The sequence below is a fragment of the Halomonas sp. SCS19 genome (assembly GCF_040147015.1).
GTDB classification, from domain to species: Bacteria; Pseudomonadota; Gammaproteobacteria; order Pseudomonadales; family Halomonadaceae; genus Halomonas; species Halomonas litopenaei.
In genome coordinates this window covers 3,339,106-3,358,703 of sequence record NZ_JAMSHN010000001.1, presented here as the reverse complement: position 1 = coordinate 3,358,703, position 19,598 = coordinate 3,339,106, and the positions used below count along the sequence as shown (strand labels likewise).

The 19,598-nt window shown below is 62.2% G+C and carries 14 protein-coding genes; 2 read left to right on the top strand and 12 right to left on the bottom strand.

Annotated features, from left to right (window positions below):
• Positions 1 to 20 precede the first annotated feature (20 nt).
• Both NFH97_RS14590 and NFH97_RS14585 read right to left on the bottom strand, forming a co-directional pair.
• Entirely contained in the window at positions 21 to 2,357 is a 2,337-nt protein-coding gene (locus NFH97_RS14590; RefSeq protein ID WP_349625040.1) for a type I secretion C-terminal target domain-containing protein, read from the bottom strand.
• Positions 2,358 to 2,969: 612 nt separating this feature from the next.
• Entirely contained in the window at positions 2,970 to 4,994 is a 2,025-nt protein-coding gene (locus NFH97_RS14585) for an Ig-like domain-containing protein (protein WP_349625039.1), read from the bottom strand.
• Between the two features lie 1,361 nt (positions 4,995 to 6,355).
• Between NFH97_RS14585 and NFH97_RS14580 the strand changes: the two genes are divergently transcribed.
• Positions 6,356 to 7,951, top strand: a complete 1,596-nt coding sequence (locus tag NFH97_RS14580; protein WP_349625038.1) for an arylsulfatase — start codon at positions 6,356 to 6,358, stop codon at positions 7,949 to 7,951.
• Between the two features lie 113 nt (positions 7,952 to 8,064).
• Here the strand turns inward: NFH97_RS14580 and NFH97_RS14575 are convergent, their stop codons facing one another.
• The 5 genes from NFH97_RS14575 to NFH97_RS14555 form a co-directional block, all read right to left on the bottom strand.
• Positions 8,065 to 8,958 (bottom strand): DMT family transporter, encoded by an 894-nt coding sequence (locus tag NFH97_RS14575; RefSeq protein ID WP_349625037.1) that lies wholly within the window; start codon positions 8,956 to 8,958, stop codon positions 8,065 to 8,067.
• Positions 8,959 to 9,130: 172 nt separating this feature from the next.
• Complete coding sequence (locus tag NFH97_RS14570; RefSeq protein ID WP_349625036.1) at positions 9,131 to 10,168, bottom strand: Ldh family oxidoreductase; 1,038 nt, start codon at positions 10,166 to 10,168, stop codon at positions 9,131 to 9,133.
• Positions 10,169 to 10,197: 29 nt separating this feature from the next.
• The gene (locus tag NFH97_RS14565) at positions 10,198 to 11,529 is read right to left on the bottom strand and encodes a TRAP transporter large permease (RefSeq protein WP_045992516.1); all 1,332 of its coding nucleotides are present in this window, start codon (positions 11,527 to 11,529) and stop codon (positions 10,198 to 10,200) included.
• Positions 11,526 to 12,041, bottom strand: a complete 516-nt coding sequence (locus tag NFH97_RS14560) for a TRAP transporter small permease subunit (RefSeq protein ID WP_108133679.1) — start codon at positions 12,039 to 12,041, stop codon at positions 11,526 to 11,528. Before NFH97_RS14560 ends, NFH97_RS14565 begins: the two co-directional genes overlap by 4 nt.
• A gap of 93 nt (positions 12,042 to 12,134) precedes the next feature.
• On the bottom strand, positions 12,135 to 13,199 hold the full coding sequence (locus NFH97_RS14555) for a type 2 periplasmic-binding domain-containing protein (protein WP_349625035.1): 1,065 nt from the start codon (positions 13,197 to 13,199) through the stop codon (positions 12,135 to 12,137).
• A gap of 376 nt (positions 13,200 to 13,575) precedes the next feature.
• Here NFH97_RS14555 and NFH97_RS14550 point away from each other — a divergent pair, with 376 nt between their 5' ends.
• Complete coding sequence (locus tag NFH97_RS14550; protein ID WP_052704543.1) at positions 13,576 to 14,178, top strand: helix-turn-helix domain-containing protein; 603 nt, start codon at positions 13,576 to 13,578, stop codon at positions 14,176 to 14,178.
• Between the two features lie 168 nt (positions 14,179 to 14,346).
• Here the strand turns inward: NFH97_RS14550 and NFH97_RS14545 are convergent, their stop codons facing one another.
• The 5 genes from NFH97_RS14545 to NFH97_RS14525 all read right to left on the bottom strand — a co-directional run bounded on the left by NFH97_RS14545 (position 14,347) and on the right by NFH97_RS14525 (position 19,494).
• Positions 14,347 to 15,651, bottom strand: coding sequence for an amidase (locus NFH97_RS14545; RefSeq protein ID WP_349625034.1), 1,305 nt, complete (start codon positions 15,649 to 15,651; stop codon positions 14,347 to 14,349).
• Positions 15,652 to 15,692: 41 nt separating this feature from the next.
• The gene (locus NFH97_RS14540; RefSeq protein WP_349591485.1) at positions 15,693 to 16,481 is read right to left on the bottom strand and encodes a sulfite exporter TauE/SafE family protein; all 789 of its coding nucleotides are present in this window, start codon (positions 16,479 to 16,481) and stop codon (positions 15,693 to 15,695) included.
• Between the two features lie 114 nt (positions 16,482 to 16,595).
• Positions 16,596 to 17,576 (bottom strand): ABC transporter substrate-binding protein, encoded by a 981-nt coding sequence (locus tag NFH97_RS14535; RefSeq protein ID WP_349625033.1) that lies wholly within the window; start codon positions 17,574 to 17,576, stop codon positions 16,596 to 16,598.
• A 248-nt stretch (positions 17,577 to 17,824) separates the two neighbouring features.
• Positions 17,825 to 18,655, bottom strand: coding sequence for an ABC transporter permease (locus tag NFH97_RS14530; RefSeq protein WP_348814649.1), 831 nt, complete (start codon positions 18,653 to 18,655; stop codon positions 17,825 to 17,827).
• The gene (locus tag NFH97_RS14525) at positions 18,652 to 19,494 is read right to left on the bottom strand and encodes an ABC transporter ATP-binding protein (RefSeq protein ID WP_348814650.1); all 843 of its coding nucleotides are present in this window, start codon (positions 19,492 to 19,494) and stop codon (positions 18,652 to 18,654) included. Before NFH97_RS14525 ends, NFH97_RS14530 begins: the two co-directional genes overlap by 4 nt.
• Positions 19,495 to 19,598 lie beyond the last annotated feature (104 nt).

Sequence of the window (19,598 nt, the reverse complement as noted above, 5' to 3'; positions counted from 1 at the left end):
GCCGGCGAATGAGCCAGCGCCTATTCCACCTCGAGCTGTCCATGGTCGATCAATCGATCGAGGAAGGCGTCGCTGGATGCTCCGCCCATGCGCACGCCGGCCAGGACGATAAACTGATCGGCGCCGGCGCCGTGTGCGCCGATACCACCTTCGGACTTGACCGCGATGACGGTATCGTCACCCTCCTGACGGGCGTGCAGGAAGTCCGACACCTGGTGGTCACGGGCGTCATCGAGCAGATCAGACAGATCGAGCCGGTCTGCCTCAGGGTTGCGGGCGGTGTTGCCCAGGGTGAAGTCCTTGATCTCGTCTTCTGCAGGCCTGCGCACACTGCCCGCATCCCCCGCCTCGTAGCCAAAGGTGTCGGCGCCAAAGCCGCCCCACATCACGTCGCCACCGCGACCGCCGATCAGCACGTCGTCACCACCACCGCCGATCAGCACATCGCGCCCCCCTTGCCCAAGCAGGGTATCGTTGCCGCCATCGACACGGTCTGTATCCATCAGCTCCCGGTAGTGGTCCTGGATATAGGCAATGATCTCGGCGTCGCTCGCCTCGGCGCCATTGCCATGGTGAACCGACCACTTGAGGTACTCGGTCAGCCCTTCGTAGCCGAGGCCGTCGTGGCTGCCGGCGGCAAAGCTCTCGTTGGTATCGCCGTCTCTCCAGCGAAGGTGGTCGGTGTTGACGGTGTCGCCAAACAGAATATCGGCCTTCACCCCGCCGGCAAGCACATCGTCACCGAGCACCTCGAGCGGTGCGTCGGGGCCACCCTGCGCCAGCGCGGCATTCAGTACCTCCTGGGTGTTGACGATGACCGACTCACCGGCGGGTGACGTCCACTCGGTGCCGTCCTGCAGGGTGATGGTGCGAGTCCCCTGGGTCTCGGTATTGTCGAAGATGTCCAGATAGTCCTTGCGCAGCAGACCCGCAGGATCCGGCTCCCCCGCTACCTCTTCACCGATACCGAAGGTATGCACCTCGGACAGCCGACCGAGTTGAAGGAACTGTTGATACGCCTTGTGGACAGGGGTAAAGGCCCCCGCCACATCGCTCTCCACGATGTGTCCACCCTCCCGGTAGGAGGTTGGGAGACCATCGGTCAGGAACATGGTCAGCGACCTGTCACCTTCATCTTCCTTTGCGACATGGTATTTTCTGGCGGCGGAGAGGGCTGCCTGATAGTTGGTGGAGCCCTGGGCGGCCGCACCGTTGACATAAGCGACAAGGCCAGCCACGTTATGTTCGTTCAGACCATCGACCGCTCTGGGTGAATGCGCCTTGTCGTCAAAACGCACCACTTGTACGTCCACATTTCCGTCGTGACCCGCCAGACGTGTCAGCAACAGATTGAGGTTCTGCTGCAATAGCTGTAGCCGACTCAGACCATCCGTGCCGGACGGCTGGCGCATGCTGCCGGACTCGTCGATCAGGATCGAGATGTTGTAGTCGACACCTGACGCAATCAATCCCTGCTTGCCGCCCAGGTCGCCGATCAGGACGTCATCACCCGGGCCGGTCGACCCATGATTGTCCCCATTGTCACCGACATAGAGTTCACCATCTTCCCGGCCCGCCATCACATCGACCGTCAGTGACGCCGAGGTGATATCACCGTCGCCATCGGTGCCGTTGTAGTCGATCACTGCGTCACCGGCGAAGCCCTGGTGCGGGACGAAGGTCAGGGTGCTGTCGGGGTTGATGGTGACGCTGCCGACGCCAGCACCACCCTGAACGCTGGCCCTGATGACATCGCCCGGGCCATCGGCACCATGCTCATCGTTGGCCAGCACATCCACACGCACCGGCGTGCCGCTGGCGGTAGTGGCACTGTCGTCATGGGCGATTCCGCTGTCGTCATCGATGATGATCTGCACAGCTCCGTCAGCGCTGTCGCCGTCCCCATCCGTGACGGTGTAGCCCACCGTGAACTTGATATCGTCTTCAAACGTACCGCTGCGGTGGTCCAGCGGACCTTCGACAAACAACTTGTAATAGGCCGTTTCAGGGCCATGCAGTATCCAGATAACGCGGTCACCGTTGTCGTCGAATCCTTCCAGCGAACGACCGTTACCACTGAGCTGCCAATTGATCGGGACGCCGCCGGAGGTCAGTGCCGGCAGCCCGGCGGTGTGCCAGGTGAAGGAGCTCACGCCGTCGTTACCGACGTCATAGTTCAAACGAGCGGCGGTAAAGCTCTGGAAAGTCAAGGCGTCCCCTACGCCACCTCGAATGCCGCCGGGCAGGCCCTCTTCGTCAACCACCGACCTGATCAGACCGGCGGTCGGGGTATGGTCGTGTGGACTGTCGATCGAGGTGTAGGTGCTCGCATTGTCTGTTTCGGAATCGGTATTCATGACAGTCTCCTGTCCTTGGGTGGGTCGAAATTCGCGTATGACTCCTTGAAGCTAGGCGGTCGATACCGACCTCGACACTGGACTGGAGGCCACCACTTTTCGCCCCATTACTCCTCGATATCTGGCGCCAAACGCGACTTTCATAAAAAACCGATACTTGCGAATCAGCAAAAAACTATTTCGCACTTAAAGACACACGAAAGAAAACTCACTAAATGCGTTACTGACTGATAAAAAACACTTTTTTCTTTTCCGCCGATTTGAAAACATGAGATTCCGGCATCGAAAAACTCGAAACAACACAGTTCTGTAGGCCGGATAAGCGCCGGCGCTGACCTGGCTTATAAAAGCCAACATATCACCTTGTAGGTCACCGCCACCTTTTTGGAATATTGATCGATCAACATTGACCACGCGACAGGACAAACACCCATCAATCATCGATAAGTCGAGGTAGCGTTTCAGCCGGTTTATCGACTTAAAAAAGACGCAAAAAAATATTGCGATAGCCGACAAGACATCACCCAGCCAAAGGCCGGGTGATCGAAGGGGATCTTCGCTGGAGTGATCCACCGCTTACTCCACTCTCTACTCCACTGCCTACTCCACTGCCTACTCCACCAGCAGCGCGGCCTCCTGGCCGATGCGCTCCAGGGTGGTGTCGCCTGCGCCCGGCACACCGGCTCCGTTCAGGGCCAGGGTCTGTTCGCTGTCTGCGCCGCTGTCACTGCTGCCACCACTGCCGCCACCACTGCCCCCTGCCGACGCGGGGCCTACGCTGTCGGTCTGGTCCGGCGGCAGCCAGGCCGCTACCTCCTCGTCGCTCTCGTCATCGAGCAATTCCGACAGCGCCAGCCGGCCCGTCTGGGCGTTGTCCAAAGCGTTGCCGAGGACGTCGTCCTGAGCCTCGGCTTCGAGGACACTCACGGAGCCAAAGTCGTAGGGCAGCGATCCCGACTGGATGCTGGACTCACCGGGGGCGTCATCACCGCCATCGGTGATACCGTCCGCCAGACCGTCCTCAGCGACGACAACCGGGGTGAGACTCGAGTTGGCCCTGGCGTAGTCACCGGTATCGACATTGCTCTCCACTGTGATGGAAACATCGTCCACATCGATGGAGCCGTCACCGTCGATGACGTTCAGGTAGACGGTGGCGATTCCCGTAAAGTCGGGATGGGCCGTGAAGAAAAATCCTGCGCTGGTGGTGCTGACGCTGCCGACCGCGTCACCCCCCTGAACCTCGACGCTGAAGTCGAGGCCATAGTCGGCACCGGACCTGGAGAAGCGCAGTACATTGCCGAAAAATACCGTGGAGCCACTCTCGATGGTTGCTTCCATGCTGGCCACGGCGAAGGGGCTATCATCGTTTACCCGTACCTGTATCTTGCTTGCGGCACTGTCACCGTCGCCATCGGTGATCCGGTAACCAATATCGAAGTCGATGTTGCTTTCCACATAGGCATCGTCATGGTCCATCGACTGCTCCAACCACACCTGATAGTCCCCGCTGAGGACATCGGTGAGTTCAAACCGTATTACCGTACGCCCATCGGCAGCGCCCCTGAGCACAAGACCGTCGTCGCTGAGCTGCCAATCGATCGAAGATCCCCGACTCGTCAGCGTCGGCAGGTCCTCGGTCAGCCAGGTAAAACTGCCAGGCCCGTCATCGCCGAAGTCATAGCCCAGTTGACCATTGTAAGAAGTGCCAGCGGGGTCAGGAATATCGCCAGGACCACCACCTATACCGTCAACCAGACCGTCCTCGTCGAGGAGAACCCAGGGCGGCGTGGAGGGGGTGGTGGGGATACCATTCCCCTGCGGGTCCCTGACGGTGACGGTAAGCCGCCCCTCACTGGTGTCGCCGTCGCCATCGCTGGCGCTGTAGTCGATCAGGGCGCTACCGGTGAAGCCGTCGCCAGGCACGAAGGTCAGGGTATCGTCGCCATTGACGCTGACGCTGCCGACGCTCGCCCCTCCCTGGACGCTGGCCGCGACCACCCCGCCACTCCCGTCGGCACCGAAGGCGTCATTGGCCAGCACGTCCACGGTCACCGGTGTCTTGGTGCCGGTGGTGGCGCTGCCGTCGCTGACCTGCGGGCTGTCGTCGTCCACGGTGATACGCAGCACGCCTGAGGCGCTGTCGCCGTCTCGGTCGGTGACGGTATAGCCCACGCTGAAGTTGAGATCGTCCTCGATGCCGGCGTAGGTGTGATCCAGCGGCTGTGCCACCGCCACCTTGTAGCTGCCGCTCGCCACATCCGTAAGCTGCACCGAAATCACCCGATCGCCGTTGCCGTCGAACCCCACCAGCGAGCGACCATTGCCATTGAGTCTCCAGCTCACCGGGTCGCCGCCGCTGGTCAGCGCCGGCAGGCCATCGGTGTGCCAAGTGAAGCCGCCCAGACCGTCATCGCCAGCGTCGTAACCCAAGACGCCGGTCTCCACGGTCTGCTCGGTGAGCGCATCCCTGACACCGCCGTGGATGCCGCCGGCCAGGCCATCCTCGTCGACCACGGCCTTGTCGGGACCGGTGGCGGGATCATCGTCGGTCTCGGGAGTGATGGGGGCATCCACGCCGCGGGTATTCATCAGCGCAGTGGCGCTGGCATTGGCTCTTTCGGTGTCGGTATTCATGGGAGCGTCCTCGCCACCGGTTGGTGGCGGCAAACAACGAAAACAAGGCAACAAGCTCGGTTTTATTCCTGCGTCTGCCCTAAACCTAGGCACTGATTTTCGCTCTCGACACTGGACTGGCGAACACCATCATCACTCAAAGCCTCCTTGTTTTCCGACATCAAAATTTTCTTTTTTATAAAACAGACAATTGCACGTCAGAAAACATCTCAGGCACCAATTCACACTTTGTGATAAAAAATTCACAAATTTTTAAACAATTGATAATTCGTTGCTTTATTTTATAAATAAAAAATAGGTCGCTGCCATTAAACGATTTCACAATCGATTAAGCACACTTTTGCATGCTTATTCCACGCCCCGGGCAACGATGACTGCGAACAATCACACAAAACACTCTAGACTTTAAGTCACGATTTTCCTCCCTTGTCAGTTCGACAACTAAAAAAACAAAAACCACGCTTCCATCTTTCCATAAGCGAGTACACGCCGGCCTTTGCGCAAGCCGTTATAACGCCATAACAAAAAATGATTACCTTTTGATTCAAACCCCGATTGGCTGGATTCACGTGCTGATGTTGTGGGTCGAGATCACCCCCGAAGAACAGCCGATAGTTGCTGCGCTTGCAGGGTGCAGTGCACGGCCCTGTCGCTGGGAGGGGGCTGGGAGGGGGCTGGGAGAGAGGGCTGGGAGAGAGGGCTGGGAGAGAGGGCTGGGAGAGAGGGCTGGGAGAGAGGGCTGGGAGAGAGGGCTGGGAGGGCTCGTAGCGATGCGAGATAGCCGTGGCGTCTCGTACTCGAGGGAGGCTCGTCGCTATGCAAAAAACATCACCCGGCCAAGGGCCGGGTGATCGAAGGGGACTTTCTCTGGAGTGATCCACCACTTGCTCCACGGCTTACTCCACTCTCTACTCCACTGCCTACTCCACCAGCAGCGCGGCCTCCTGGCCGATGCGCTCCAGGGTGGTGTCGCCGGCACCGGCGACGTTCAGGGCCAGCGCTTGTTCGCTGTCTGCGCCGCTGTCACTGCCGCCACAGCGCCATTGGGATGATCAGCCCAGCAGCCTTCGAAGCTCGAATGATCGCATAGACCGGTGTCCACTTTTGTTGGGCAAGATCAGGAAGCACCCGCCTGGCGATGGAGCCCAGGCCGTTATGCCTTTCGGGGGATGGCGCCCTCCCACCTCACTCGCCACACTGCGACCACGCCCGAGCAACACGCCAATGCTGCACATCCTGGCACCACCCGACGGATACCGGGAAGACATCAGGCGCCAGACAGCGTCCTGCTTCAGTGATCACATGTCTCCCCTGGCACCGCGGCTCTCTTCTTTCCCTGGGCCCGACACATGGAGTGGAAAATGAGGACTTCCATCGCTGCGACAATGCTGACCGTGGCCCTGTCGGCAGGCCTGTTGGCGGCCAAGGCCCCCATCGCCATGGCCAGCACGCTGTCCCGGGCGGTGGCGGAAAACGACCATCGCCAACCGGCCATTCCCCACCCCCAGCAGCAGGCTGCGGCCGCCCAGGCACTGGCGGACTTCGAGGCCCGCGCGGGCCAGAAGCCTAATATCCTGCTGTTTATCGTCGATGACCTGGGCTACGGTGACCCCGGCGCCTTCGGTGGTGGCGAGGCCATCGGCGCCCCCACCCCGCATATGGACCGGCTGGCCGATGAAGGCCTGATGTTGACGTCGACCTATTCGCAGTACACCTGCACGCCGACCCGCGCCGCCATCCTTACCGGCCGACTGCCGGTACGCACCGGGCTGATCCGCCCGATCCTTGCCGGCGACAGCGTCAGCGTGAATCCATGGGAAGGCGAGACGTCCATTGCAAGGCTGCTGTCGAACCAGGGCTACTACAGTCTGCTGGTGGGCAAGTGGCATATCGGGGAAGAAGAAGGCATGCGCCCCCACGATGTGGGCTTCGACGAGTTCTACGGCTACTACCGGGCGCAGAAGGAATACACCCAGCGCTTCGATGAGCGTCGCTATCCCGACCTGGTACTGGATGACGACAAGCTTGAGCGCTACGACCGGATCAAGGCCGATGACAACCTGATCCACGGCCTCGCCGACGGCACCACCGAGGTGGTCAGCCAGGTCAGCTCCATCGAGGACATGGCCGAGGGTGACGCCCGACTCAGGGACTACACCGTCGACAGCATCCAGCGGCTGTCGCAGCAGGACGCGCCCTTTTTCATCACCCACGCCTTCATGAAGGTGCACGCCGATAACTGGCCATCGGAGGCGTTTCTCGGCGCCAGTCCATCGAAGTATCCCTACAAGGACGCCGTCGTCGAGGTCGACAGCTATATCGGTGACATCGTTCAGGCGCTGGATGACAGCGGCGAGCTGGAGAACACCTTCATCTTCGTCACCTCGGACAATGGGCCCCAGATGGATAGCTGGCCGGACAGCGGCTACACCCCCTTCCGTGGCGCCAAGGGCACCACCTGGGAAGGCGGCGTGCGGGTCCCGGGCATCGCCTACTGGAAGGGCATGATCCCGCCCGGCCAGCGCTCCGACGGCCTGTTCGATCTGATGGACCTGTTCAATACCTTCGCCACCCTGGGCGGCGCCGAAGACGGCATCCCTCAGGACCGCTACATCGACGGCATCGACCAGACGTCCTTCCTGCTTACCGAGAACGGTCAGTCCCACCGCGAGCAGGTCTACATGTGGCTGGGCAACCAGTTCACCGCCCTGCGCATGCGTGAGTACAAGATGCATACCGCCGTGGTGCGCGCCGACGATGGCCTGCGCTGGATCGACATGGCGACGGTGGAAAGGACCGCCCTGGCCCCTTGGCTGTTCAATCTCTACATCGACCCCAAGGAACAGATGACCGTCGGCCACCGACGCAACGCCTGGCAGGCGTCCATGGTGGCCGAAGCCGGCGCCCATCGCGCCACCTTCGAGAAATTCCCGGCCAAGAACATCGGACTGGAGTAGCCCGGGCGCCGAGCTCAAGGCCCGCAGCGCCCCTCGCAGGACTCGTCTCTGCCAGGTCGGCAGACGGTGAAGACCGTGGCGCCGACGACGTCCGCGCTATCGAGGCGACGTGCCTAGTCTGAGGCTGTCGCCGCACGGTGCTTGAGCAGACTGATACCGGTCACCGCGCCGAGAATCAGCAACATGCCCCCGACCTGAGGCAGGGTCAGGCTCTCGTCCAGCACGAACAGCCCGAACAAGGTCGCGGTGACCGGTTCGACCATGGCGACGATGGAGGCCATGGTCGGCAGCGTATAGCGCACGCCGACAACGTAGCAGAAGAACGACAGCGCGCCGCCCAGCACACCGACCAGCAGAAACAACGAAACGTCAGCGGACGCCGGCACCGAGGCCAGCGTCGAGAAATCCGCCAGCGGCAGGATCAACAGGGCGGCGGTGGCCAGCGCCATCGGCAGCGCCGCCGTGGCCGAGCCATGCAATGCCGCAAAGCGAAAGCCGAAGATGAAGAAGGCGTAACCGACGCCTGCCAGCAAACCGGCGGCAATCCCGAACGGCGTCACCACCCCGGCGTCGGCGCGATAGATGCCGGTCAACAGCACGATACCGCCCATCACCACCGCCATGGCCAGCCACTGCACCAGTGACGGACGCTCGGCCCCTGTGATGAAGGACACGACGAACACGAAGATCGGCGCGCTGTACATCAGGGTCGCCGCCACCGCCACACTGCTCTCACTGATGCTGATGAAGTAAAAAGTGAAGTTGGCGGCGATACCGCACCCGGCGAGCATCGCCCACATCACCATCCGGCGGTTGACCGTCGGTCGCCCGCGCCGCCACCAGGACAGCGCCAGCCACACGAGCATCACACCCACCCCCACCAGCGCCCGCCAGAAGGACACCGCCTCAGGCGTCCAGTCGCGCTGCAACAGCAGGCTGCCGAAACCGCCGGCGAGCCCCCACTGCAGCGATGCCAGCATCACCAATAACGTCCCTGTCATTGCCATGACATGCCCTCGCTTCGAACAAATGAGCTCTCGGTCGGGCGTCGCTGCCCAACCGTACCCCAGCGTAGGAAATGATCACGGCGCGTCCTAGAGGCGCGGCAATGACTTCGTGTAAGCCTCATGTACCTTCGGTCTGGCGGCGACACCTTCGGCTAAGGCGCCCCGCGTCACCTCACGCCAGCAGCGCCTCGATATCATCGAGCAGCGCCTGGGGCACCCAGGCGCCACGGGATTCACTCAGCGCCCGCTCACGGTAACGACGCTGGGCCGGCAAGCGTGCGCCCTGGCCCAGCAGCTCGTCGAACAACCGCTCGGCCCTGTCCATGTGCGCCTCGCTGCTGGCGCCTGCGGTGCGCGCCGGGTCGATGGCGATGATCAGTTCGCCGTGGTACGGAAGTCCTGCGCGACCGGCGTCGTGCTCGCTTGACTCGACGCTCAGCAGGTCACCGATCATCGGGCCGGCGATCAGCTCGACCATCAGCGCCAGTGCCGATCCCTTGTGCTGACCAAACGGCAGCATGGCGCCGTGATCCAGCACTTCTTCGGGATCGGTGCAGGGCGCCCCGTCGCGATCGACCCCCCAGCCCTCGGGGATCGGCTTGCCCTCGCGGCGATGCAGCTCGATGTCGCCTCGGGCGATGGCGCTGGTGGCAAAATCAAACACCAGTGGCTCACGCCCTGGTCTGGGCCAGCCAAAGGCCAGCGGGTTGGTGCCCAACAGCGGACGACTGCCGCCGTGGGGCGCCATGTAGGCCTGGGTGGGGTTACAGGCGATCGCCACCAGGCCCTGTTCCGTCAGCCGCTCGAGTTCGACCCACAAGGCGGTGGAATGCACGCAGTGATTGATCGCCATCAGCGCGACCCCGGCGTCGTGGGCCTTGTCCACCAACAGCGGCAGCCCCAGCTCGAAGGCCAGCGGTGAAAAGCCACCGCCGGCATCAACCCGCACCACCCCGGCGGCCACGTCTTCTACCTCCGGGACGGCGTCGGCGACCACCGCGCCCTGGCGCAGCGTCTGGACGATCCCCAGCAGACGGTAGAGCCCGTGTGAGTGGCTGGCGTCCATCTGCGCCGCCACCAGGGTCTCGCCGAGGGCCCTGGCCTGCTCGGCACTGAAGCCCTGGTGCTCCAGCACGCGGCGACTGAGCGACATCAGCGCCTCGCGGGTCAGGTAGGCCCCGTTGTCGACGGTGGTGTCGGTGTCCTTCATGGGGGCGTCTCCTTTGTCAGTGTCCGGGGTCATTTCCACGAGGGGCCGCTCAACTGCTCGGGTAGCCACAGCGCCAGCGATGGGAAACTCAGTACCAGCGCCAGCACCACTAGCTGTACCACGATAAAGGGCACCACCCCGATGTACATGTGCTTGAGCGTCACCTCCGGCGGCGTGATCGCCCTAAGGTAGAAGATCGACGGTGCCAGCGGCGGCGTCAGATAGCTAGTCTGCATCACCACCAGGAAGGCCACGCAGAACCAGATCTCGTCGAAGCCGAGTGCACGCACGATGGGCATGGCCACCGGGATGACGATCAGCACCACCGAGATCATGTCAAGCACGAAGCCGGCCAGGAAGGCGATCAGCAGGATCATGCCGAGGATCATCCAGGGGCTCATGCCGGTGTCCATCAACAGCGACTGCACCGTGGCCATGCCACCGGCGGCGAAGAACACCCCGGCGAACATGTTGCCCCCCAGCACGATCAGCAGAATCATCGCCGAGATATTCAAGGTCCGCTTGGCCGAGTTCCACAGCACGTCCAGCGTCAGGTTGCGATAGGCCAGCGCCAGCACCACCGATCCCAGGGCACCGCAGGCGGCCGCCTCGGTCGGCGTGGCGATGCCGAGCAAGATCGTGCCGAGCACCGTCATGATCAGCGCCATGGTCGGCAGCAGCGCACCGAAGGTCATCTTGAGCTTCTCGCCGAGGGTCGCCCGCTCGGCATCATCCTGCGCCATGCGCGGCGCCATCTCCGGCTTCAAGTAGGCGATCAGCACGATGTAGAGCAGGAAGAACAGCGCCATCAGAAAGCCCGGGAACATCAGGCCGCTGAACAGCGACCCCACCGAGACGCTGGCCACCGGGCCCAGCACCACCACCGTTATCGACGGCGGGATCGCCGTCCCCAGCGAGCCGCTGGCACAGATGGTGCCGGACATCAGCGACTTGCTGTACTGATGCTTGAGCATGACCGGGATGGCCAAGAGCCCGATCACCGCCTCGGTGGCACCGACCACGCCACTGGCCGCGGCGAACAAGGTCCCCATGACCACCGCGCCGACGCCCAGCCCCCCCGGCAGCCGACGGGTCCAGAAGTGGATCGCCGTGAACAGCCGCTCGGCGATACCGGAGCGCTCGAGCATGGCGCCCATGAAGATGAACAGTGGCACCGCCGCCAGGATCGAATTGGAGGCGGTGTCCTCGATCTTGGTCAGCAACTGATAGGCGGCAGCGTCGCCGAACTGCATGATGCCGAACAGCGTCGCCACCAGAATCATTGAAAATGCGATCGGAAAGCCGGCGATGATGAAACCGATCAAAGCCGGGAACATCACCAGCGCAAGATAGTCGCTCATGCCGCGCCCCCCTGTTCGGGCGTGCGCCCTTGCATGATATGAACCGCCTTGAGGATCTCGGCCACGACCTGCAGCGCCAGCAGCACGAAGCCGGCCCACCAGGTCAGAAATACGGGCCAGATCACCGGGTTCCAGGCCGAGCGGCCAGAGCGCTCGTTCGAGGCGAAGGCCTCCAGCGCATACTGCCCCAGCTCCCACACCAGCCAGCCCAGCACCGGCAGAAACAGCAGGTAGCCGACCAGGCGCACCGCTGCGTTGGTGCGATCCGACCAGCGCAACGTCAACAGATCAACGCTGACGTGCTGGCCCAGGCGCAGGGCGTTGGCCATGCCCAGCATGAAGATGGCACCCATGACCATGTAGCTGACCTCGAAGGCCCACAGGGTCGGGCGGCCCAGCACGTAACGGCTGAACACCTCATAGACCAGGGCCGCGATCAGCGGAAAGGTCAGCATGGCGCCCAGCCCTCCCGCCAGGCGGGTCAGCCGCTCGATAGCGTGAATAAGCTTCATCTCGTTTGCCCACAGGTGGTGGTAAAGACAGCGGCCCGACCAGGCAGCAAGGGGGTTAGCTCCTGCTGTCTGGCCGGGCCGCAAGGCGTGTGGTCAGTCGCGACCCATGGCACCGATCGGCAGACGATACTGCTGCCAGTTGGTCATGCTGGCCTTGAACTCACGCTGGGACTCGAGCACCCGGGCAAACCACTCGTTGCTCTCGGCGTTCTCGTCTTCCCACTTGCGCGTTTCTTCATAGATGGCGTCGATGAACGACTGATCCAGCTGGACGATCTCGTTGGGGCCGTCGACCAGCTCCTGATAGGCCTCGAGGTCGGCGTAGGAGCTCGCGAGCCAGGAGTCGAACACGCTGAGCTTGCCGGCCAGACGCAGTAGCTCCTGCTGTTCGCCGCTCAGCCCATCCCAGGCGTCCTGGTTGACCTGGCACTCGAGGAAGCCACCCGACTGGTGCACACCAGGCAGGATCACGTACTGCGCCACATCCTGGAAGCCGGTGGGCTTGTTCATCTCGGGGCTACCCCACTCGGCGGCGTCGATCACGCCACGGTCCAGGGCGTTGTAGATCTCGCTGCCCGCCATGACCACGGTGGACGCACCCAGCTGGGAGGCGATCTCGGCCCAGGCGCCGGACGTGCGCAGGCGCAGACCCTGGAAGTCCTCCAGCGTCTCGACCTTCTTGTTGGAGTGCAGGAAGATCTCGGTGCCCAGAATCGAACAGGGGAAGGCCACCACATCGAAGACGTCACGGCGGAACTCTTCGTAAAGCTCCACGCCGCCGCCCTCATACATCCACATCATGAACTCTTCCGGCGTAAGGCCGCTGGAATGCCCGGCCAGCAGCGCCGCGGTGGGATCGGTGCCGTAGTCGTAGTTGACGTAGTTGTGGCTGACCTCGGCCACCCCGGCCTTGACCGTATTGGTGACCCGCAGCGCGCCCCCCAGGGTGCCACCGGGGAATACCTCGATGGCGATGTCGCCGGCCGTCAGCTGGTCGACGTAGTCGGCAAACGTCTGGGCATCGCGCTCAAGCCAGGGACCGCCGCCCCAGGGAGTCGCCATCTTCCAGTTCATTTCCTCGGCACTTGCACTCAGCGAGGCACCCGCCAGCGCGGCCGCCAGGGCGACACCGCCCGCCAGTCGATTCAGTTTGTACATTATTATCCCCATTGGATTTTCTTGTGGAAATTAGGCGCTGTCCGAAAAGTCGACGAGCGAAGGTTAGACAAGGCAAAAATCGGTGAGAAAGCGCAGTTTACGGGGTGTAAATGAGCATTTTGATCCGATTTTTAACGCCGTATTACCGAGCGCAGGCACTTTTCAGACAAGCCCTAGGAGCGCAATGACCGTGCTGGCAAGCGCTTTGGCAACCCCGGGATCACGCCGGAGCACCCGCTCACACGCACATACCTTGCTATTGTCGCGTTCGTGAATGAGGATTGCATATACGCAATATTCAGTCAAAACTATAAAAAAAGACCAATAATCAACGCTTTTTCTTGAAAAATTCGAGACAAAGGCGTCGGAGGCCAGCATGAGCGACACCGTCACCCCGCCCCCACGCGTCAGGGAGCGCCCGCGCAAGGCAGGTTCCATCGGCACCAACCTGAAGGCACTCAGAAGCGATAGGGGCCTGACCATCGCCCAGATGGCCGAGGCCTCGGGCAGTTCCGCCGCCAGCATCTCGCGTATCGAGAACGGCCGGCTATCCCCGACCTACGACGTGATCGTCAAGCTGGCCGCGGCCCTGGAGGTCGATGTCAGCGAACTCTTCTATCACAACGAACGCAGCGCCCTGAGCGGCTGGCGCACCCTGACCCGGGCGGGCCAGGGGCCGGTGGTCGAGACGCCCAACTATCGCTTCGAGCTTCTGTGCAACGATATGGTGGCCAAGGACTTTCTGGTGTTTTCCACGACGGTGCTCAACACCAGTATCGAGGAGTTCGGCGAGTTGCAGCGCCACGCCGGACATGAGCAGATCGTGGTGCAGCAGGGTGAAGTGGAGGTATGGACGGAGCACTACGAACCGACCCGGCTCAAGGTCGCCGACAGCATGTCCTTCGACAGCCAGATGGGCCACGCGGTGATATCGGTCGGCGACGAGCCGGCGCGGATACTGTGGATCTGTACGTCCTGAGGGGCCCGGCAGCCGTAGGCTCGTCCCGATATCGAGCCCCATGCACACTGCGCCGGCCCGGGACAAGCGCCGGCGTGGCCGGCCACACAGGGGCCGACCACGCTCGTCGCCCGAAGCGCTTGCGTGCAGGCAGACGAGCGATGGCTCCAGTGCGAGCGACGCCAGGCATCAAGCCGACAGCGCTGGCTCCCGTTCGGCAACGGCCACGGGGTTGAGCCCGCCAACCAGACCGGATGCAAGGGAAAGCAGGTGCTCATCGGCCCAGCGATCGGCGATCAACTGCACGCCGATGGGCATGCCATTGCTGCCCTGCCCGATCGGCAGGTTGAGGCAAGGCACCCCCAACAGGGTCCAGGCGCGGCAGTAGAGTGGATCGCCTGTGGCCTCCAGCCCCAATGGCGCCTCGCCCGTGGCGCTGGCTGCCAGGATCGCATCGACCTGGGTGTCGAAGATCTGCGTCAGCGTTTGCCGGGCACTGGCGACGGTCCGCATTGCCTCGCAGTAGCGCATCCAGCTGATGTTGCGCCCTTCTTCGATCAGCTCGACCAGCTTGGGGCCCATCTGGTCCGCGAAGCGGTCGTACTCACTGGCCAGGGTGCCCGCGGACTCGTAGGCCATGACCACCCGCTGATGTTCGACCAGTTGTTCAAAGTCATCACCGAGCACCAGCGGCACGATCTCGGCACCGGCCTCTTTCGCCAGCGCTTCGGCCTCGGCAATCACCTTCTGCACGTCGGGCGCCAGTGGCTGGCCTGCCGGCAGGCTGAAGGTGCCGATGCGAACGCCAACAAGGCTTTGCTGCGGGGCGATCTCGGCCGCGCCGGTCAGACTGGTGAATACCGTACAGATGTCACCGATGCTGCGCGCAAACCAGCCGAGGGTATCCAGCGATGGGGCGAAGCCTCTGACGCCTGCGGTGCTGAGCGTATTGAACGTCGGCTTGAAACCATAGACGCCGCAATAGCTGGCCGGACGAATCATGCTGCCGGCGGTCTGCGTGCCGAAGGCGATGGGCACCATGCCCGCCGCCACCGCGGCGGCGGACCCACTGGATGAGCCGCCCGGCGTACGCGCTTCGTCGTGGGGATTGCGGGTCTTGCCCGGGGTGAAATAGGCGAATTCCGTCGATACCGTCTTGCCCATGATCAGCGCGCCCTGCTGCTTGAGCAGGGTGACCAGGGACGCATCGACCAGCGCGCCGGCAGAACGCAGGTAGCCGCCGGTTCCCCAGGCTGTCGGCAGGTCCACCGTATCGATGATGTCCTTGATGCCCACCGGCACACCGTAGAGGGGGCGATCCGCCAGCGCCGGATCCAGCGCCGGCGGCGACTCGGCGAGCGCCTCCCAGGCCCCTACCGAGGCCTCGCTGTGTTCGATTGTTGCCGTGCACTCGTGCCACCAGTCCAGCGCCTCGGCGTCGGACTGGTCGAGCCTGTTACGAAAGGCGCCAATGGTGTCAGGACCTGATTGCATATGGATCATCCTCGAGGATTGTTGAAAGCGTTGTTGTGACGTCAGAGGATCAACTTGAGCCCCACCACCAGCATCACCGCGGCAAACAACTGGCGCAGCCGGTGGGGGGGAAGAAAGTGGGCGAGCTTCGCGCCCAGCCGGGCCGCCGGCACACTGAACAAGGCGACGCCGAAGAAGGCCGGCCAGTAGAGGTAGCCGGAGCTACCGCTCGGCAGGCCGGAATGCCCAAGCCCGGTGAACAGGAAGGTGATGGCACCGGCGGCGGCGATCGGAAGGCCACACGCTGCTGATGTGCCGACAGCGTGGGTGACTCCGGCGCCGTTTCGGGCAAGCCAGGGCACGCTGAGCACGCCACCGCCTACCCCGAACAGCGCCGAAAAGGTACCGATGGCGGTGCCCGCAGCGAACATGGCCGGACGACCGGCGCCACTGTCGGCTTCACTGACACCCTTGGACAGCAACATGTGAAGCGCCAGCAACAGCATGAACACACCGAAGTAGCGCTCGAGCTGCTGTGCGTCCAGCTGCTCGGCCACCAGCCCCCCGAGCACCGCACCACACATCAACCCGGGCAGCATGCGCGCGAGCAGATCCAGCGACACCGCCCCCTTCCTCCAGTGGCTGAAGGCCGAGGAGGCGCCGGTCACCACAATGATGGCCAGCGAGGTACCGATCGCCAGGTGCATCACCAGGCCCGCTTCCACGCCCTGATGGGCCAGGGCCAGTGACAGTGCCGGCACGATGATGATGCCGCCCCCGATGCCAAACAGCCCCGCGACCAGCCCCGCCAGTCCACCGACCGCGCTGAAGAACAACAGTGCCGCTAGCATTCACTTTTCCTCCAGCATCGAAGATGGGCGGAGGCCCTCCTCCACCCCACCTTCTCGCTTATGGCGTACTCGACGCCCTGTTACGGTGGTCGACGAGCGACCCGGGAACGCGCCTTAGTTCACGACCTTGGCGGCGAAGGAGTCATCGACGATATCTTCGTAGTACATCTCGCCCTGGATGTTGCCGACGAACTGCTGCATCTCGATGGCGTTGGTAAAGGCGTCTTCGGTAATCGTCACGCTTTCGGGATAGACGTTGTTGTCGATCATGCGCTGCACCGCCGCGTCGACGACCTCGCCGGAAAGATCGCCGAACTCCTCGCGCGCCACCGCCTTGGCAGCATCGGCGTCGGAATGGATCAGCGCCAGGGAGTCATTGATGGCATTGACGAAGCGCAGTACCAGGTCCGGATTGTCATCGATCATCTCCTGGGAGGTGTTGATGGTCGAAAACGCGTACTCGGGATAGTCGTCGGTGAAGGCGTGGATTACCTCCAGTCCCTGGGAAATCCCCTGCTCGACCTGAGGCTGGTACGCCACGGCGATGTCGCCACGCCCGGACAGCACCGGCCCCAGCTCCGAGCCATTCTGCACCTCGGTGATGGACACCTCGCCGTCGAGCCCGGCGTCTTCGATCAGCCGCTTGATCAAGGTATTGGACGTACCAGGCGCCAGCCCCACGACGACTTCCTTGCCGGCCAGATCAGCAGGCGAACTGTAGTCGAGATCGGGGCTCGCCAGCACCCAGACAGGGGCGCTGTTGGCCACCGCGCTGATGGCCTTGCCGCTGCCCCCCTGCTCCTGGGCAAAGCCGACATGCTCTGGTCCATGCACGGAAAACTGCGATTCGCCGGCCAGCACCGAGGCCAGAGCCGCCGGGCCAGAGCCCGCCGAACGTACCACCGGGACCTCGATGTTGTACTCGTTGAACAGCCCTTCGTGCTTGGCCACGTAGACCGGCAGATAGAGCAGCGAGTGAAACGCCTCGTTAATCAAGATGGTGTCCATGTCTTCGGCCTGGGCCTGGAACGAAGACACGCTGGCCAAGAGGCCAAGACCGACGACAACTTTCTTGGAGCACGCAAATGAATTCATGATGGTTCTGTTCCTTGTCGTTATATTTTCAGCTTCGGGACTGCGCTCACTACACTCACTACTTTCACTACACCTTCCATACTCACTACGCTTACTACCTTCACTACCTTCACTACCTTCACTACCTTCACTACATCTTCTGCACTTTCCACACCTGCCACTCTTGCCACTCTTGCCACTCTTTCCTTTTACCGCGTTTATTGCTTGTTACACTCACCACCTGACACAACGTTCTGTGACGGCAATCTCTACTTGTTTTCCCATGGAAGAAGGCGCTTCTCTACCTTCGATACCACCACGTAAAGTGCGATAGCCACCATCATCAGGACGATCACGCCTACCCAGACCACATTCAGGTTGAACAGGTTGCCCGCCACGAAGATCATTCTGCCCAGCCCGCGATCGGATGAGATGAATTCACCACCGATTTCGGCGATCAACGCAAAGCCGATGTTCAGACGGAAGGCCGAGATGATCCAGGGGAGGGTTGCCGGGGCGACCACCTTGGTAAAGATCTCGCGGCGGGTGCCACCCAGCGACCTCATCAGGTTGATCATGTTGCGATCGATCTGATGGGTACCCTGGTAGGCCGACAGCAACGCCACCACGAAGGTCGCGACGAAGGCCAGCATGATCTTGGAAAACATGCCCGAGCCGAACCAGATGATGATCATCGGTGCCAGGGCGATCTTCGGCAGACCGTTCAAGGCCACCATGAAGGGATCGATGATCCTTGCCGTGGTACGCGAGAACCACAACAGCAGGCCACACACCGAGCCGAGCACGCTGCCGAGAAGAAAGCCCGCGATGGTGGCAGAGACCGTGGCCAGGGTGTCATCCAGAAGCTGACCCGACTGCAACAGGCGCCAGGCCTCTTCCGCGATGCCTGCCGGCGAGCCCATCAAGAACGGATTGATCCAGCCGAGATTGACGCCCATCTGCCACAGCACCACCACCAGCGCGATGCCCGCGCCACGCCAGAGGTTGTCCGTCAGCAGGATCGAGCGACCGGGCGCTTCGCAGTTTTCCCTGTTGCTGCCCGACTGGATCGTATGGGTGTAGACCTGGGCCTCACTCATGCCGCACCTCCGGCTACCTGGATATCCAGGTCATCCCAGATGCGGTCGAACAGCTGTTGATAGCGGACGTCACTGCGTGCCTTGAGGCAGGACCCAAGCTCCCTGGACAGGCCCACGTCATAGACCTTCTTGACCGAGGTGGGTCGCTTGGTCATGACGGCGACACGATCCGACATGGCGATGGCCTCGCCGATGTCGTGGGTGATCAGCACCACCGTCTTGCGATGCTCTTTGAGGATCGACACGATCTCTTCCTCGAGCACCAGGCGGGTTTGATAGTCGAGCGCGGAGAACGGCTCATCGAGCAGAATCAGATCGGGTTCGGTGATCAGGGTGCGTATCAGTGCCACCCGCTGACGCATACCTCCCGACAGCGTATTGGGATACTGATCGGCGAAATCGGCCAGGCCATAGCGCGCCAGTTGCTCCCTGGCCATTTCATAGCGCTTCGCCTTGGATACGCCTTTGACTTCAAGCCCGAGGCAGACGTTGTCGATGATGGTACGCCAGGGAAAGAGCAGGTCACGCTGCAGCATGTAGCCGATCCGCGCCCCACAGACTGGATCGCTCCCGCGCAGCGTGATCTTTCCATCCGTGGGTTCCAGCAGGCTGGAGATGATGTTGAACATCGTGCTCTTGCCACACCCGCTGGGCCCGACGATGCTGACAAACTCTTCCTGTTTGATATCGAGTGTGATGTCTCTTATCACCTCGACGCTGTCATTGCCTGGACTGGAAAAGGTCTTCCTTACCCCCTCCAGCGAGATGACACTCGGGCGCGGCGGAGCTATCGCCTGCGGCTGTTCCAAGGGTAGTGCGTGCGACACCGGGGCATTCATTCGTTACCTCCTGAGCAAGGCCAGTATCCAAGATCATGTGACCTTTACTCAGGCATAACCGGTGCCACAAAAGCGGTTTTCCTTACCAATCAACTCCATAACAA

Excerpts from the sequence above, each read along its gene's own strand:
- NFH97_RS14590 (WP_349625040.1), bottom strand. The coding sequence starts at position 2,357 with ATGAATACCGATTCCGAAACAGACAATGCGAGCACCTACACCTCGATC.
- NFH97_RS14585 (WP_349625039.1), bottom strand. The coding sequence starts at position 4,994 with ATGAATACCGACACCGAAAGAGCCAATGCCAGCGCCACTGCGCTGATG.
- NFH97_RS14580 (WP_349625038.1), top strand. The coding sequence starts at position 6,356 with ATGAGGACTTCCATCGCTGCGACAATGCTGACCGTGGCCCTGTCGGCA.
- NFH97_RS14575 (WP_349625037.1), bottom strand. The coding sequence starts at position 8,958 with ATGGCAATGACAGGGACGTTATTGGTGATGCTGGCATCGCTGCAGTGG.
- NFH97_RS14570 (WP_349625036.1), bottom strand. The coding sequence starts at position 10,168 with ATGAAGGACACCGACACCACCGTCGACAACGGGGCCTACCTGACCCGC.
- NFH97_RS14565 (WP_045992516.1), bottom strand. The coding sequence starts at position 11,529 with ATGAGCGACTATCTTGCGCTGGTGATGTTCCCGGCTTTGATCGGTTTC.
- NFH97_RS14560 (WP_108133679.1), bottom strand. The coding sequence starts at position 12,041 with ATGAAGCTTATTCACGCTATCGAGCGGCTGACCCGCCTGGCGGGAGGG.
- NFH97_RS14555 (WP_349625035.1), bottom strand. The coding sequence starts at position 13,199 with ATGTACAAACTGAATCGACTGGCGGGCGGTGTCGCCCTGGCGGCCGCG.
- NFH97_RS14550 (WP_052704543.1), top strand. The coding sequence starts at position 13,576 with ATGAGCGACACCGTCACCCCGCCCCCACGCGTCAGGGAGCGCCCGCGC.
- NFH97_RS14545 (WP_349625034.1), bottom strand. The coding sequence starts at position 15,651 with ATGCAATCAGGTCCTGACACCATTGGCGCCTTTCGTAACAGGCTCGAC.
- NFH97_RS14540 (WP_349591485.1), bottom strand. The coding sequence starts at position 16,481 with ATGCTAGCGGCACTGTTGTTCTTCAGCGCGGTCGGTGGACTGGCGGGG.
- NFH97_RS14535 (WP_349625033.1), bottom strand. The coding sequence starts at position 17,576 with ATGAATTCATTTGCGTGCTCCAAGAAAGTTGTCGTCGGTCTTGGCCTC.
- NFH97_RS14530 (WP_348814649.1), bottom strand. The coding sequence starts at position 18,655 with ATGAGTGAGGCCCAGGTCTACACCCATACGATCCAGTCGGGCAGCAAC.
- NFH97_RS14525 (WP_348814650.1), bottom strand. The coding sequence starts at position 19,494 with ATGAATGCCCCGGTGTCGCACGCACTACCCTTGGAACAGCCGCAGGCG.